Source organism: Halanaerobium salsuginis, assembly GCF_900114545.1.
GTDB lineage: Bacteria > Bacillota > Halanaerobiia > Halanaerobiales > Halanaerobiaceae > Halanaerobium > Halanaerobium salsuginis.
Genome location: NZ_FOTI01000021.1, coordinates 1 through 16,001 on the forward strand (window position 1 = coordinate 1; position 16,001 = coordinate 16,001).

The 16,001-nt window shown below is 32.5% G+C and carries 17 protein-coding genes and 1 other annotated feature; of the genes, 2 read left to right on the forward strand and 15 right to left on the reverse strand.

The window, feature by feature from the left end; all coding sequences use genetic code 11:
- From aroF to BMZ74_RS07955, 8 genes are all read right to left on the reverse strand, one after another.
- Positions 1–857 (reverse strand): 3-deoxy-7-phosphoheptulonate synthase (gene aroF / locus BMZ74_RS07920; RefSeq protein ID WP_089861711.1); only part of this gene is annotated, 857 nt, incomplete at its 3' end.
- 377 nt (positions 858–1,234) lie between these two features.
- A complete protein-coding gene (pheA, locus tag BMZ74_RS07925) occupies positions 1,235–2,110 on the reverse strand; it encodes a prephenate dehydratase (RefSeq protein ID WP_089861712.1) in 876 nt (291 codons plus the stop codon).
- 122 nt (positions 2,111–2,232) lie between these two features.
- Positions 2,233–2,474, reverse strand: a binding site (T-box leader).
- Positions 2,475–2,589: 115 nt separating this feature from the next.
- Positions 2,590–3,852, reverse strand: coding sequence for a transposase (locus BMZ74_RS07930; RefSeq protein WP_089861713.1), 1,263 nt, complete (start codon positions 3,850–3,852; stop codon positions 2,590–2,592).
- Positions 3,853–4,041: 189 nt separating this feature from the next.
- Entirely contained in the window at positions 4,042–5,553 is a 1,512-nt protein-coding gene (locus BMZ74_RS07935; RefSeq protein ID WP_089861714.1) for a sodium:solute symporter family protein, read from the reverse strand.
- 4 nt (positions 5,554–5,557) lie between these two features.
- On the reverse strand, positions 5,558–5,755 hold the full coding sequence (locus BMZ74_RS07940; RefSeq protein ID WP_089861715.1) for a hypothetical protein: 198 nt from the start codon (positions 5,753–5,755) through the stop codon (positions 5,558–5,560).
- 165 nt (positions 5,756–5,920) lie between these two features.
- A complete protein-coding gene (locus BMZ74_RS07945; RefSeq protein ID WP_342742438.1) occupies positions 5,921–6,448 on the reverse strand; it encodes a transcription repressor NadR in 528 nt (175 codons plus the stop codon).
- A 162-nt stretch (positions 6,449–6,610) separates the two neighbouring features.
- A complete protein-coding gene (locus tag BMZ74_RS07950) occupies positions 6,611–7,027 on the reverse strand; it encodes a hypothetical protein (RefSeq protein WP_089861717.1) in 417 nt (138 codons plus the stop codon).
- Positions 7,028–7,041: 14 nt separating this feature from the next.
- Positions 7,042–7,674 (reverse strand): class I SAM-dependent methyltransferase, encoded by a 633-nt coding sequence (locus BMZ74_RS07955; RefSeq protein WP_089861718.1) that lies wholly within the window; start codon positions 7,672–7,674, stop codon positions 7,042–7,044.
- 308 nt (positions 7,675–7,982) lie between these two features.
- On the opposite strand from BMZ74_RS07955, the gene rpsD reads away from it, so the two are divergent.
- Positions 7,983–8,579 carry a 30S ribosomal protein S4 gene (gene rpsD / locus BMZ74_RS07960; RefSeq protein WP_089861719.1) on the forward strand — a complete coding sequence of 199 codons (597 nt, stop codon included), beginning with the start codon at positions 7,983–7,985 and terminating at the stop codon, positions 8,577–8,579.
- 49 nt (positions 8,580–8,628) lie between these two features.
- Here the strand turns inward: rpsD and BMZ74_RS07965 are convergent, their stop codons facing one another.
- From BMZ74_RS07965 to BMZ74_RS07980, 4 genes are all read right to left on the reverse strand, one after another.
- Positions 8,629–9,486 (reverse strand): helix-turn-helix domain-containing protein, encoded by an 858-nt coding sequence (locus BMZ74_RS07965; RefSeq protein WP_089861720.1) that lies wholly within the window; start codon positions 9,484–9,486, stop codon positions 8,629–8,631.
- On the reverse strand, positions 9,476–10,189 hold the full coding sequence (locus BMZ74_RS07970; RefSeq protein WP_089861721.1) for a response regulator transcription factor: 714 nt from the start codon (positions 10,187–10,189) through the stop codon (positions 9,476–9,478). Before BMZ74_RS07970 ends, BMZ74_RS07965 begins: the two co-directional genes overlap by 11 nt.
- Positions 10,190–10,286: 97 nt before the next feature.
- Positions 10,287–12,077: a sensor histidine kinase gene (locus BMZ74_RS07975; protein WP_089861722.1), complete on the reverse strand. Its 1,791-nt coding sequence runs from the start codon at positions 12,075–12,077 to the stop codon at positions 10,287–10,289.
- A 29-nt stretch (positions 12,078–12,106) separates the two neighbouring features.
- Positions 12,107–13,054: a 5'-nucleotidase C-terminal domain-containing protein gene (locus BMZ74_RS07980; protein ID WP_177181396.1), complete on the reverse strand. Its 948-nt coding sequence runs from the start codon at positions 13,052–13,054 to the stop codon at positions 12,107–12,109.
- 388 nt (positions 13,055–13,442) lie between these two features.
- Between BMZ74_RS07980 and BMZ74_RS07985 the strand changes: the two genes are divergently transcribed.
- Positions 13,443–13,910 (forward strand): hypothetical protein, encoded by a 468-nt coding sequence (locus BMZ74_RS07985; protein WP_089861724.1) that lies wholly within the window; start codon positions 13,443–13,445, stop codon positions 13,908–13,910.
- A 114-nt stretch (positions 13,911–14,024) separates the two neighbouring features.
- Here BMZ74_RS07985 and rlmH read toward each other — a convergent pair whose 3' ends face one another.
- The 3 genes from rlmH to BMZ74_RS08000 are packed head-to-tail and all read right to left on the reverse strand — an operon-like array spanning position 14,025 to position 15,974.
- Positions 14,025–14,504 carry a 23S rRNA (pseudouridine(1915)-N(3))-methyltransferase RlmH gene (gene rlmH / locus BMZ74_RS07990; RefSeq protein ID WP_089861725.1) on the reverse strand — a complete coding sequence of 160 codons (480 nt, stop codon included), beginning with the start codon at positions 14,502–14,504 and terminating at the stop codon, positions 14,025–14,027.
- A 1-nt stretch (position 14,505) separates the two neighbouring features.
- The gene (locus tag BMZ74_RS07995) at positions 14,506–15,324 is read right to left on the reverse strand and encodes an MBL fold metallo-hydrolase (protein WP_089861726.1); all 819 of its coding nucleotides are present in this window, start codon (positions 15,322–15,324) and stop codon (positions 14,506–14,508) included.
- Positions 15,325–15,326: 2 nt separating this feature from the next.
- On the reverse strand, positions 15,327–15,974 hold the full coding sequence (locus tag BMZ74_RS08000; protein WP_089861727.1) for a redox-sensing transcriptional repressor Rex: 648 nt from the start codon (positions 15,972–15,974) through the stop codon (positions 15,327–15,329).
- Positions 15,975–16,001: the final 27 nt, after the last annotated feature.

Below are 16,001 nucleotides of genomic sequence, written 5' to 3' on the forward strand. Positions count from 1 at the left end.
AGTGGTGTTACTAATTCCCATCTACCTGTCCCATGACTTGGATCTGCTATTACCGGTAGATGACTTAGCTGCTGTACTAAAGGTATTGAACTTAAATCCAGTGTATTTCTTGTCTCTTCTCCAAATGTTCTTACTCCTCTTTCACATAAAATTACCTGATGATTACCTTCGTTCATTACATATTCTGCTGCCAGCAGCCATTCTTTTATTGTTGCCGCCATACCTCTTTTTAGCATAACTGGTTTGTCTGTTTTTCCAATTGCTTTTAAAAGCGCATAATTCTGCATATTGCGGGCCCCTATCTGGATAATGTCTGTGTATTGACTAACTAATTCTAGATGTTCAATATCCATTAGTTCAGTAATTAACTTTAGGCCTGTCTCTTCGCGAGCTTCTGCCATTAACTTTAAGCCTGCCTCTCCCAAACCCTGAAAAGAATAGGGGGAAGTTCTCGGCTTAAAAGCTCCTCCTCGCAATATTTGGGCTCCTGCTTTTTTGACAGCTCGCGCTGTTTCCAGAACCTGTTCTCTGGTTTCAATTGAACAGGGCCCTGCCATTATTGTTAGTTCCTCTCCTCCTACTTCTACCCCATCTCCTAACTCAATTACTGTTTTTTCTTGCTTAAAATTCCAGCTTGTTAATTTATAGGGATCAGAAATTAAAATTACCTTTTCTACAGCAGACAGAGTCAGCAATTTTTCTCTTAAATTTGATCTTCTTGCTGGGTCTCCTAAAACACCAACTACTGTTTTTTCCACTCCCTGAATTGGATGGACAGCAAAATCTTCTTTTTCTATCATGTTTATTACCTTATCTTTATCTGCCTCAGTTGCATTTCTTTTTAAAACTGCTATCATTATTTTTTCTCCTCTCTACTCTCTAAATTAAATTTAAGCATCTAAAATTTAAATAATTCTTTAAATAAAACCCCTAAAAATACAAAAAATCGCCCCTGAATCAGGGCGATTATAATCGCGGTACCACCTGTTTTAATCTTATAATTAACAGATTATCTCTCTGGGAGCTAACACTCCCGCACCGGATAACGACGGTTTACGGCCTTTTCACTTACTTGTTAAAAACTTTCAGCTGGCAACTCAAGAGGTGTATTTCAGCTATTAGCTTACTGGGTCCTCTTTCTAAGTTATTAAAAATTATTTATTTAACAAGTATTATAGCAGTTGCTTTTTAACCTGTCAAATAAATTTTTTGTTTTCGCCCAAATATTTATTTTTCAAGTTTCATTTTTAATAACTGTTAGAGGATAAGATCCTAAACAGCGAAAATAAGCTGACATATTTTTGACTTCAGTTAGTGCTGAGCTAAGTTTCTGCTCCTGACTATTTCCTTTAAGATCAATGTAGAAAATATATTCTCCTAGACGCTGCCGACTGGGGCGTGATTCAATTCTGCTTAAATCAATATTTAAAGCTGCAAATTTTCCGAGTATTTCGTAAAGTATACCTGCTCGATTAACTTTTGGAGCACAAATAATTGATGTTTTAAACTCAGAAACTGCCTGAGTACCAAGATGTGTGTTGGCTGTAAAATCATTCTCCTGTCTGGCAGCTAGAACAAATCGAGTTGCATTAGGCAAATCGCCCTGCAAATTAGCTGCTATAATTTCTAAATTATAAATATCTGCAAGTCTGATCGAACCTACTGCAGCGCGACCGTCTGCTGTCATAACTTTTTTAGCTGCAGCAGCTGTACTATCTGTATAAATTATTTTGGCTGTTCCATAGTGTTTATTTAAATAATCTCCAGATTGAGCAACTGCCTGTGGATGACTATAAATTTCCTTGATTTCAATAGGCTTAGTGCCCGGTTTAGCTAATAGATATTGAGCAATTGGTAGAACTATTTCGCGATAAAGCTGTAGTTCAGATGTCTGATATAAAAGATCAAGGCTTAGATTAACTGATCCTTCCAGAGAATTTTCTAAGGGAAGCAAGCCTAAATCTACTTTGCCTTTTATAAGAGCAGTCACTATATCTCGAATTGAATTTAACGGTTTTACTTCCCCACCATAATTTTGACAATAGTTAGCAATTGCCTGCTCACTAAAAGTTCCGGGCGGGCCAAGATAACCATATTTTAAATTTTTCACCTTACCACCTCTATTAATATATTTTAAAATAACTTTCTCTTAAAAATCTGACAGCTAAACCATTCTAAACTAAACTTTAAATTTATCAGCTATCTAAATATGCAAAAAACCCCCGTTCTAGTTAAAGAACGAGGGTTTGAATTCTCGTGGTACCAATCTTTTTGGCTAAAAAGCCCACTCAACAATTACAGGATCAACTCCGATAATCTGCCTGGATAACGGTAAACAGCCGGTTAAGCTTACTTTTTAGTTCAGCTAACAACTCACAGGGGAACTTCATTAAATTAGTTATTGACAGGCTCTCACTACCCCTGCTTCGCTGAAATAACTTAAGTTAACTACTTTCCCTGATCATAGTTTTTAGAATAAATTATTTTCTTTTAATTTTTTATCATTTTATCTTAAATTTTATTACTTGTCAAGCTATTTACAAAAAAGACTTTCCCCATTTTTTAAAATAGCAAAAACTATCCTTACTGTCACAAGGGTAAAGAAAGCCTTAATATCTTTTGTGATCGTCGTTTTTTGTAATAACTCTTTAAAAAAGTAGCTATTCCAGTATAGGATTTAGACAGTATTTCCTTGATTCCATCAGCTAATGCATAGTAATCAAAGTCTGGAAGATTATAGATTCTTTCTGAAACTTTCTTAACTATAATTCTTAGTTTTGTCTTTCGTTTTTTATCTGAAAATAAAGCTAAAAATCCTATAGTTATTGATAAAATTAAGTCTAAATTTCTAATTCTTTTTATTGATCTAACTCTGAAATTTTCTGAATTAAATTTTTGCTTTTTGAATCTGAAATATTCTTCTATTTTCCATCTTCTAATATATGCTTTTAAAATTGCCAGTGTAAGTTTTTTGGCATCAGGTTTTAAATTGCTAATTAACAACATTGGTTTTTTGCCTAAACCTCTAATAATCACAAGAGTTAGTTTTTTATCTTTTAATGCAGGTAATTTAATCGGTGCATAGCTAAATTTTAAGTGTCTCTCTTTATTCTTTTTATTTTTATAATGATAGGCATATTTACCCTTGTAAAAAGCAGCTACCTTTTCTATATTTACACTCTTACCTTTATAGATAACATTACGTTTTTTTGTAGCTCTAATTACAAAATCTTTATTGCCCTTAGTAAAGTATTCATAATACATGTTGGCGTCATAGCCTCTATCAAGGGCATAGATACCCTTTTTGCCAAAATGTTTTTCTACAAAATCTAGTCCGTTTAAAGCTTCAATATTTCGGCTTTTAAATCCTTTTTCCAGACTTGAATAGATACGAGAATATATTTCAATAGGCAATTCTTTGTTTTCAGTTAAAGCAGCAATTTCAAAAGTATCATAACCTTTTTCAGTTTCACCAGTACTGCCATCTCTAACCCTATCAAGCAATTCTAATTCATAGCTGTGAGGCTTAACTAAATCTGATTTGTCACAGCAAAAAACAGTATTATCATTAACGTGAGGTTTTAATTCATTTATATATTTTCCAATCAAGTCTTCCTGTTCATCAAAATTTTCAAGATTTCTGGATAATCTTTCAATAGTTTTTTTTAGCAATATGTCTTCTTTTAAAGCACGAGAAATCTCACTTAAAAGAACTGATTGAGAATTCAAAAAGCCATAAATCATCTGAGTAATGAACTTAGATTTTGGTTTTGACAATTTTTTAGTAATTTTTTTAGAGAAATTACTTACTTTTCGTTTCATTTCATAGATAAATCTGGTATAATTAGTCACGGTGAAACAACTCCTTTTTGGTGTTTTTTGTCTGTAAACTAATTATACCAAAAACAGGAGCTTGTTTCACCTTTTTTACGTAATCTGTGGATAATCTATTTTAAGAGTTTCTAAGAGTTAATTATCCACAATTTTGCCTGTTGATAACTTTGAGTTTTTGCTATTTTAAAAAATGGGGAAACTCCTTATTTACAAAATGTTTTTTTGCTGACATTCAGTTTTTAAATAACCGATAAATTGTTCTGCTTTTTCTTGAGGAGCTGTTGTAAATAAACTAATTATAATAAAGCTAAACAAACTAATCAGCAAAGTCCAGATTCCTGCCCCTAATCCGAAAGGATGCCAACCACTAAACTGTAAATAAAGAGCGGTGAAAGAACCCAATAAAATACTGCTTAAAGAACCAGCAGCAGTAGCTGATTTCCAATAAAAAGCCCCGAAAATTGAAGGCACAACTACTAGAAGCCCAACTGAAGCAGCTACTGAAAGAGCAGCAATTAAATCCAGTTCTTGAATCGCAAAAAAGAATCCTAGTAAAGCTATAACAAAGATTACAATTCGGGCAATTTTTAGCTCCTGATGGTCTTTTTTTAGTCCAAATTTACGCTCTTTTACAGCCGGCTGTGCTGATTGATCTTTTTTGAATAAGTCCCGCACTACTAATGAGGCAAGTGTTAACATAATAGAATCAATAGTAGAAATTGCCGCTGCTGTTATTCCTACCATAGCTATCAAAGATAAAAGTGTTGGCACATATTCTGATGCCAGTAGAGCAGGAGTCGCAAGATCAGAGTTTTCTAAATCCGGGATCAATAATAGAGCTGAAAATCCCCAGATAACTGAAACTAGAGTATAAATAAAGCCAAAAGCTAAAAATCCTTTAATCATTGTTTTCATCGCTTTTAAATCTCGTGGAATAAAAAGACGCTGGCTAACCTGAGGATTAGAAATTGAAAAGAAAAACCAGGGTAAACTTAAACCTAAAAAAGTTTTAAAATTAAAAAAACCAGGGCCGGGCACAGTCAAAATTTGGCCTGAATGAGTACTTAATTGATTGAAAAAACTAATAAATCCTCCTAAATGATGATAAATAACATAAAATAAAATTAAAATACTAACAGTTATCATAATTAAAGACTGTAAAGAATCAGTCCAGGTTACAGACTTCATACCAGCAATTAATACCCAGGCTATGGCAAGTAAAACAGCAATGATAACTCCTGTTAAAAAAGGAATGCTACCTCCTGAAAGTCCACTCAATAGATAGCCAACTCCCATCAATTGTACAGCTAAATATGGAATTAAAAAAATACAAGCTGAAAAAGATGCAGCAACTCCTATCCAATTATTTTGATAACGATCAGCCAACATTTCATAAGGAGAAACATAATTATTTTTTTTACCAATTAGCCAGAAACGAGGACCAAAAAAAGCAACTAACGATAGACCAGAAAGATAAACTAATTCAAAACCAAGTGCACCCACTCCTCCCGAGTAAGTAAAACCGGCCAGACCAATCATCATAAAAGCACTGTAGGTAGTTGCACTATAAGATAAAGCAGCAATAATACCACTTGTATTCCGATTATTCAAAAAATATTCAATTGCACCTTTTTCCATTCCAGAACGAGCCTTAAACGCAACAATAAAACCAAGTATCATATAAATTAAAATTGCCAGATATAAATATGTAGTTGACATGACATTATTCCCTCCAATAAGTAGTAATCTTAATTGTAAGTAAAATAACTAATAGAGCAAAAATTGTCCAATATAAAAAACTTCCCCCAAAAATATTAATAGAACTAAGCAGTGTATAAGGTATAATAAAAGCAGATAAAACAAGTAAAAGAATCAAAGTAACAAATAAAAAACGTAGTTTTTTTAATTTTTTTTCTGACATCATATTTCCTCCTGATTGAATTCAATTAACAAAACTTAATAATATTTCTACTACAGCCCAGTACAAGTTTAAAAGTTATTTTTATCTTTACATATTAATTTTACAGGTGTCTTTACAGTAAGTATATAAATAAAGTAAATAAGCATAATTAATTTATAATCTTAATTAATCAGTCAGCAAGTACCCTTTATTTCCCAATTCTGTTTTTATTTTCTCTAAAACTTGCTCATTAACTGCTTCAATAGTATGAAGATGAACACCTTCTGTAAGTACGGAAAGTAAAGATGCATCATTTGATTGATAATTTTTTATGAAATTATTAATATCTTCTTGATTACTAATCAATAAATTACCGCTTAATTCTCCATAAATTGGATGTTCAACTTTAACATCTATAATTCTACCACCATATTCGATAATAGTATTCAATTCATCTCTTAAAGCAGGCCCATCATCATGTTGGCAGGCAATTGAAATTCTAACAGTAGGTAAACGCAAATTCTTTTCATATAAATACCCTTGTGATGTCGCTATTATTTCTTCACCTGCGGCTCTCAATAAAGCAATATCCTGGACAATAACCTGCCTGCTAACTTGAAATTCTTCAGCAAGTCTAGAACCAACTATAGGCTCTGCTGATTTTTTAAGACATTCTAATAAACTTTTTCTGCGCTGGTTAGCTTTAATTTTAATTTCCTCCTTTCCAGATTATTATTCTATATTTTATCATCTGTCCTGTCATCTGTAAAGACATAATTTAAATATCTATCATATTTTACAAACTTAAATCTCTTTTGAATGAAAGTAGAAAAGGTCTGGCAGTTTAAACTGCCAGACCTTTTAACTTTAAAACAGTTATTCCTGAACAGGAATTAACAGTTTGCCGCCTCCTGTATAGCTTTTATTTGGAAAAACAACTCTAACCTGATAAGGGAATTTTTCTCCACTTATTTGATCTTGATAAGGTTTTTTCATAATTATTACCTGAAATTGAATAGCATCATTTTCTACATAATAAATTTTGTCTTCTCCAGCAGGACCAATCCACATATCATCAACTGGAGCTTTAACTTCCAACTTGCCAGAATCATTAATAAATTTAATCATCTGATCCTGTCTAATTTCTACCAGCCAATCCGGTTCATTACCAATTCCCCGGAATTGAACACCAGCTGCTTTAGCCTGTTCCCAGACATCAGTAGCAGCTGCTCCAGCAGTAACAGTAATTAAAAGTGTTAATAAAAGTGAAAATAAAACAATTTTTTTAAACAAAAGCTTCTCCTCCTCTAAATTTTAAAAAGAATATATTTTTTTTGATCTGTATAAATTATTTTTAGATCAAAAATTGAGGCTATCATCTTAAAGGTATTTAAATTATAAAAAGTTATATGAGTCAAATCTGATTTATACCACCAATCAACAAATTCTTCTGGCCCGGAATGAAAAGATGTCATCACAGCTAGATAACCCCCTTGATTTAACAGTGAAGTTAACAGCTCCAATTCTCGATAGGGATTACTCAAATGTTCTAATACCTCTGTGGCTGTGATTAAATCGTAGCTTTTTTTTATAAAAAATTTATCAGAATAAAAATAAGGATCATAATAATCAACCTGATTATCTTTAGCTGTCATAAGTTTAGCCAATACTGGTGCTGATCCACAGCCGAAATCAAGAATCTGTTTAGAAGAAAGACTCAAATATGGTACAAGAACAGAATCAATAAAATCCCTAAACATACTGACATAACCTTTATTCTGAAAGCTATTGTTATGTTCTTCATATCTTGCTTTTTCTTTTTGGGGGCTGATAATTGCCTCATTTTCAAGAAAAATAAGTTCACAATCTTGACAGTAATAATACTTCTGTTCAACTTCAATAAGTTCTAGTTTTTCACTTTGACAGAGTTTGCATTTCATTATAACAGTTATTTAACCTCCAGTAAGTCTTCTTTTTAAAATCTTTTATAAATTCTCTTCTACTTATTAACTACATTTTTTAACCCAAAAAAATAATTATCTTATTATGTTCATTATATTACAAACACCAGAACTTTGTAAATCTTTTTTCCGATTTTTTCTTTAAATAATAAATAAATTTATTTAAAATAGCAGTTAAAAGTTTTGGATTTGTAAAATAGTAACTCGACAGCAGTAGTTAATCTTGATAAAATTACTATGTATTAAATAACCGCGGCTAATACTTATTAAAAGGAGGAAGTTTAAGATTGGCCAGAAAAAGAGGTCCCCGTTTTAAGGAATCGAGACGTTTAGGAATTAATATTTATGGACATCCGAAAGCAATGAAAAGAGCTGATGGCAGCTTTAATCGCGCAAATAAAAAACTATCAAATTATGGTAGGCAGTTATTAGAAAAACAGCGCTTACGTGCTTATTATGGGTTAATGGAAAAGAAATTCAGCCGGTATGTAGATTCGGCTAGTCGGGAAGAAGGAGTTACTGGTGATAATCTAATTAAAAGTCTGGAAAGAAGATTAGATAATTTAGTTTATAGAATTGGCTTTGCCCGTTCTATTCGTCAGGCTAGACAAATGGTAGTCCATGGTCATATCCTGGTTAATAATGAAAAAATAGATATTCCATCTTTTCAGATTGAAGTTGGAGATCAAATTACTCTTAGAGAAAAATATCGTAAAAATAATCTTTTTAAAGAAAACTTTCAGGAACGCTATTTAACTAAGCTAGCTTATCTTGATCGTGATTATGATAATTTTTCTGCCCAGTTAAGCTCAGAAATAGAAATTTCAGAAATTCCCATTGAAATAAATGACCAGCTAGTAATTGAATATTATTCGCGCAAGTAAATAAATTATGGGATAACTCAGGCGAGTTATCCCATTTAAATTTACAATCTTAATTAGCTGTCAAAATATCTGCAGTTAGTTCTGCTTCGAGTCCAGCTAGATATTGTTTACGATATCTTCCAGGTGGAAGCCCCTGATACTTACTAAAGGTTCTATTAAAATGATGAATTGTTTTAAAACCAGTTAACTGTGAGATTTCTCGCAAACTGTAATCGGAATATTTAATTAATTCAGCTGCTTTTTCTATCCGATATTTATATAAAAAATTCATCGGAGTAAGCTGATAATTTTTATCAAAACACTGACAAATATAACTCTGATTAAAACCTAGATCTGATGCAATTGTTTTTAATAATAGATCTGCTTGATAGTTCTTTTTAACATAATTAATAAAAAGCTTACAGACACGATCAGCAGCTTCGTCCTGATCATCTGCTGCCAGGTCTATCAGTACATCATCTAAATTATTCTGTTCTGCTGAATTATGTTTTAAAATTTCAAGCAAAAGCTGCAGTAAAACAGTTTCACTAATTTGCTGGCTATAATTATCTTTATTCTTTACTGTCTGTAAAATTCTATTTAACAAATATTCCTGCTGAGTAAACTCTTTAAACTTTCTGCCAACATTTTTTATTTTATTTGCTAATTCCTGATTTAAAATCTTGAACTTAAGATCAATTGTCTGCAAAATGTTTTCTGAAGTTTTTAAATTATACTTTTCTCCAGGAACAATTAAATACATATTTCCGGTCAAAGCTTTAAACTGCTGATCTTGATAACAAATCTCCCCTTCCCCCTGCTGAATATAGATAAGCTGAAAGTAAGGCTGATAATGTTGGTTAGAACTCCATCCTGGCTGATATTCATAACGTGCGGCCCAAATTATCACTAATTGTTTAATGGACATTTTGCTCACTGCTCCTCATATTTTCGACTTTAAATTTATATCCCACTCCCCAGACAGTCTGAATATAAGCAGCAGCTCTATCGCCAAGCTTATTTCGAATGGATTTAATGTGGGTATCAACAGTTCTAATATCTCCAAAATAATCATATCCCCAGACAAGTTCCAATAATTTTTCCCGGCTAAATACAGTCCGGGGCGAAGATGCCATCTGCCACAATAAGTCGAATTCTTTGGGCGCTAAAGAAATTTCCTGTTCAGAGGATCTTACTAAACGCTGATTTTTATTAATTAATAATTCGGGAAAATTCAGCTCTGCTTCAGACTGGCTTTTTTCCTTACTAACTCTACGCAAAACGCTTTTAGCTCTTAACACAACTTCTTTCGGACTAAATGGTTTAGTTACATAATCATCTGCTCCCAGTTCAAGTCCTTTAATTCGATCTGTTTCTTTATTTTTAGCACTCAAAATAATAATTGGCAAATGATTGTGAGGCCTTATTTCTTGACATATCTGTAATCCATCAAGTTCTGGTAACATTAAATCTAAGATCAACAAATCCGGTTTTTTTTCTTTTATCATTTTTAATCCTGCTTGACCAGCATGAGCAAGAAAAACTTCGAAGTTTTCAAATTCAAAGTAATCACGCAGGATTTGACATATATGAAGGTCATCATCAATAATCAATATTTTATTTTTAACCATGATAGATTCATCACCTCTTAAATTAAGTCTAACAAAATTTTGTGATGAAACTTTGAGCAAATAATTAATTTTTGTCTAATTTAGAGAAAAAATTAAATTAATCATCAGCTTTAAAGTCATTTAAAGGCAAATAAAAGCCAAAAATAGAACCTTTATTAACTTCACTTTTCACAAAAACATGTCCATTATGCTCTTCTACCAACTGCTTAACAATTGCTAATCCCAATCCACTACTTTTTTTACCAGGAGTTCGGGCTTTATCTATTTTATAAAAACGCTCCCAAATATTTTTTAATTCCGACTGAGGAATTCCAGTTCCCTGGTCAGAGACTGAAAATTTTACCTCTTGGCCGATTAGCTCAACCTTAAGTTTAATTTTTGTTCCTGCTGGTGAAAACTTAACACTATTACTTAATAAATTAATTAAAATTCGTCTCAATTTTTCTCTATTAGCTGTAATTGTTAATTCTAAAACTGAAATTTCTAACTGCTGCTCGTCTTTCTTGATATTTTCAAAAAATAATTTTAAATGGTTAATCATATCTGGCAGACTAATTTTTTCTTTGTTTAATTCTAGTCCTCCAGCATCAATTTCAGCCAGAATTAAAGTCTCATCAATTAAATTAGTTAAACGATTACTTTCAGTCAGAATCATTTCTAAATATTGCTGCTGACGTTCTTGATCCTTAATTACTCCATCAAGTAAGAGCTCAGCTGAACCTCGAATTGAAGTTAAAGGAGCTTTTAGTTCATGGGAAACATTAGCCACAAATTCCCGCTGCAGTTGTTCGAAACGATATCTTTCACTTATATCGTGAAAAAGAGCAACTGCACCTCGGTTTAGTTCATCTTTTAAACTAATAGCTGCACAGTGCACCAATAAATATTGATTGGTCTGTTCCTTTTTCGAAATTATTTCCTGCCATTCTTCCTGTTCTGCTGTTAAAATTTCTTCAAAAGCTTTAATTATTTTCTCATCCTGAATTATCGAATTAATTTTTTTACCTCTAGAAGATTTTTCAAGATTAAAAAGTTCAACAGCTGTCCGGTTGATTAATATTATTTCTCCCTGATCATTAACTGCAATTAAACCTTCCTTCATACCTGAAAGAACATGCTGCAGTTTTTCTTTTTCTGATAACAAACTTTTAATAGTCTGAGCCAGCTTGCGTGACATAATATTAATACTACCTGCCAATAATAATATCTCTTTACTAACTTGTTTTTGATCAATCTTTACTTCTTTGCCAAATTTACCTGCACTAATTTGAGCAGCTACATAACCAATATTAGCCAACGGTCTGGCCAGTGATCTTGACCAGAAATAAGAAATAAATAAAATTAATAATAAAGACAGGGTAGAAATTAAAAACATCAACTTAGTAATCTGATTAACTGTTGCATTTATTTCTTTAACTGGTGTAAAGACCAACAAAGCAGCAATTACATTAGACTCATAGATTACTGGAATACCCACCAGCATCATGGTATTATCAAAGTCAGCAGCATCTACCTGACGCGAAATTGTCTGGCCAGCAAAAATGCTTTCATAACTAGAAAAACGCTTCGTTTCATCAAAAGAATAGGGATAGCTAAATTCAAGATAGCCCTCTGGATTAATCAACCAGGCCTGCCCATCATTTAAATTACCAATAATCCCCAGCCAATTAACTATTTCCTGTTTGTCTTCACTATTAACCGAAGCAGCTAAATAATCTAAAACTGCTTCACTATTTTTTTGGATTTCTTCTTCTTTTTGATTAAGATAAAAATTATTGAAATAATAGATAACAGAAAAACCAAAAATTAAAATTACAATCATTGTAATAGCAAAAAACCTTAATAGTAATTTGGTAAAAAAAGTTTTTTCCTGCCAGAATGAATTCATCTATTTACCACCTTAAAATTACTGTTTAGTTATTTTGTTGCCTTAATTAAATCAGGAATTAGTAAGTTTTGCCCTGCATAAATTAAATTTTTATGTTGCAGCTGATTGAGTTCCATAATATTTTTAACTGTTGTAGCAAACTTAGTAGCCAAATTAGAAAGGGTATCACCTTTTTGCACTTGATAAGCATAACCATTTTCAAGATTCTGCAACTCAATAACTCTTGCCTGTTTTTCTCCCCTAATAATTTCCTGCTCAGCTAAATAATTAATAAAAATTTGATCGAGACGCCCAACTTCTTTAACAGTTTCTGCTTGAGCTAACATTTCGAAGCCATCTCCGCCCCGGGCAATAAAATCATTAGTTGCCAGCAAATAAGACTTATCTGCTAAAATTTTTTCTCCATTAATCAAAACTTTAAGTATCTCAGCCTGACCAGATTTAGCAAGAGTGAAAATAATTCTGACTCCACTAACCTGCGGAAAAGATCCTGCTGGTTCTGGATAGCGTGAAAGACTATATTCTAAAGCAGCACATAATTGACTGCCGCTAATTTCTTTGACAATTATTTGATCCTTAGCTGGCAAAGCTTTCCTGACATCTCCAATACTAATCAATCCTGCTGGAATAGAAGCCTGAATTGCTTTACTGTTAATTAAAGCTAAATTTGCTCCTGATATTTTCTTAATTGCATCAGCAATTAAGTCTCCTAAATTTGTTTCACCAGTTCTAACATCATTTTTTTCTCCATTTAATTCACTTAGGCTGCTGCTAATTATTTTTGACATGTCTTCTTTATTTTGTGCTTCAATTTCTTTTTTTAAATTAACTATTTCCTGATCATTTTCAATATTAATAGAATCGGATGTTTTACTACTTTTTAGCTGACTTTCATTTGTAATTTTTGAATCTGCTGCCATAACTGGCTGCATCAAAAAAATAAAGAGAACTAAAAATATGGCACTAGCTTTTTGCAAGCTGATCATTCCTTTCAGAACTATATTTTTATCTTAATTATCATCTTACAGTATCTTAATAGTTAAGTCAATCAATTACAAAGTGCTCTTAATTATTTTAAAAAAAATTATTTTTTAAAAATAATTCATTTTTTAATCATAATTTGCTCATAAATAACTGCTATTATATTAGACAGAGGAGGTGAGATAATAAATTAAAGCAAGCTGATTGGCAGCTAGAGCAGAGTTTTAATTATCAGTTTTAATAATCTCTGATTAATACTTAAAAAGCACATAATAACACTTTATTATTAACGTAAAGAATTAAATTTAAAAATCAAATTTAAAATTTAAGCAAAACAAAAATTTAACTAAATCTAAAAAACTAAAATGCGAAAGGATGATTAAATTGTTTAAGAAAAGTAGAGTAATAGCAGTATTATTAATTGTTTTAATTTTAGGTAGTGGAGCAGTTTTCGCTCAAGACGTTGATAGTGATATGGGAAATGCTCCTGGTGCTGACACAGAAAAAGCTCCTGTAACCGCAGGTAGATTAGCTCTAGAAAATGTTCTTCAATTACATCCAGAAACTCAAGATCTTTATCAAAAATATACTGAAGACTTAGCCGCCATTCAAGAAAGTGGTGCTGAAGATATGGATAGTCAAATTACAGAATTAAATCAAAAATATATTGCTTCTGTAACTGATAAAATTCAAGCTGATCTTGACCAGTTTACTGAAAATCAAAAGCTTGATGTTCTATTAATTAATGACACTATTGTAAGCGGTAATCAGGAAATGGATCCTGCTCAACTAGCAGATGTTCCAGAACTTAGCTCAGAATTCGAAAACTATCTAATTGAAAGTAATAATTAAATAATTTTAGCTTCTAAGAAAGTCTAAGTTAATAAAGTATATTCAACCCCATAAAACTACAGCCCCTCTGATAATCTGGAAATCAGATCCAGTTACCAGCAGGGGCTGTTATATTTATAGATGATATGGTTCATTATTATTTATTTTAAAAGCTCGATAAACTTGCTCTAATAAAATCAGTCTGATCATTTGGTGGGTAAATGTCATATGAGAAAAAGAAATTCGATAATCTACCTGAGCTAATAACCCGGAACTTAAACCTGTTGCCCCACCTATAATAAAGTTAAAAGAACTATAGCCCCGCAGCTGCAAGTTACTTAGTGAACGTGCAAAGCCTGTTGAGGTCATTGGTTTTCCTTTTATATCGAGAGCAAAACTATAACTTCTTGCTGAGAGATAATCTCTAATTTGCTCTGCCTCGTGTTCTCTAATTAGTTCCAGATCTTTCGGGGATGGGTTTTTAGGAATTTTTTCAGCTGCAACTTCAAAAAAGTTCAATTTACAGTAATTCTGCAACCTTTTTTTAAATTCATTAATTCCAGGCTCTAAAAATGCTGATTTTAAACTACCAACAGTAATTATATTAATCTCCATACTAAAAAGCTTCCCTTTGTTGTTGTTCTTTGATTAGTTTAAACAAAGGGGTAGATTTTTTTTGCGAAGCACACCCAAGCTGAAGGTCTCGTCCAACTTTTAAACCAGCTTCTTTTAGAGCATTATTAACAGTTATATAAGCAACTTTAGGATTGTTATTTTCTTCGCTTAAATGAGCTAAAACTACTGTTGGGAAGTTATCACGCACCAGCTGAGGCAGAATAGCTGCTGTATCATCATTAGATAAATGGCCCTCAGTTCCTTTGATTCTATTTTTTAAGAAGTAAGGGTATCTTCCCGTCATTAGCATTTCAAGATCATGATTTGACTCCAGCACAAAAAAATCAGCTCCTCTAAGCCGAGAAATAATTTCTGCTGACATCACTCCTGTATCTGTTGCCAGTACAATTTTACGATCAGCAGCCCGACAAATATAGCCAACTGGAGCTTCCGCATCATGAGAAACTGGATAAGCTTCAAAGGCAAGGTCTCCAATCATAAAATCCTGCTCAAAAATTCGACAGTTTTCTTTTTTTACTCTTCCTATTTCTGATTCAGCTGCTTGCCAGGTTCCCTGATTAGCATAAATAGGCAGATCATATCGACGTGATAAAACACCAATACTTTTAATATGATCTTTATGTTCATGAGTAATTAATAAAGCATCCAATTCAGCTGGATCGCGATCAAGCTGACTTAAACGCTGCTCAATTTTTTTTCCACTTAGACCAGCATCAATTAAAACTGCATGCTCGCCAGCTCTAATATAAGTACAATTACCCTTGCTTCCACTTGCTAAAACTGATATTTCTACTTGCAAATTTACTCACCTGTTTCTTCCTGCCAGCTTAAATGATAAATCAAACTCACTATTCCAACTGCCAGATCTTCATTTCTTACTTCTATACCATCAGGTACATAAAGTCTGGTCGGAGCAAAATTCCAGATTGCTTTAACTCCAGCATCAACCATCTCATCTGCTACTTCTTGCGCTGCTTCGGCTGGTACAGAAATAACTCCTAATTTAATTTCATTTTTCTGTACAACTTTTGGTAGTTCCTGAATACTTTTGACTTCAAGGGTATTAATTACATTACCAATTTTATTAAGATCATTATCAAAAACATTAGTTATCTTAAAGCCCATCATGGCAAAACTACCATAATTAACAAGTGCTCTCCCCAGGTTACCAGCCCCAACTAAAATAGCTTCCCAGGTTCGATCAACTCCCAGAATTTTGCCAACTGAACGTTTTAATTCATTTACATTATAACCAACACCCCGTCTGCCAAACTCACCATAATAGGAAAGATCTTTTCTTACCTGGGTTGAAGGAATATCAAGCTTACCTCCCAGGTCTTTTGATGAAACTACTTCGACTTCTTCAAAAGTATCCATTTTATCTAAACACCTATAATATAAAGGAAGCCGCTCAATTGTTGCCCTAGGTATATTTTCTCTGTTTTTCACTATTAATTCCTCCCAGCTTTCATTTGG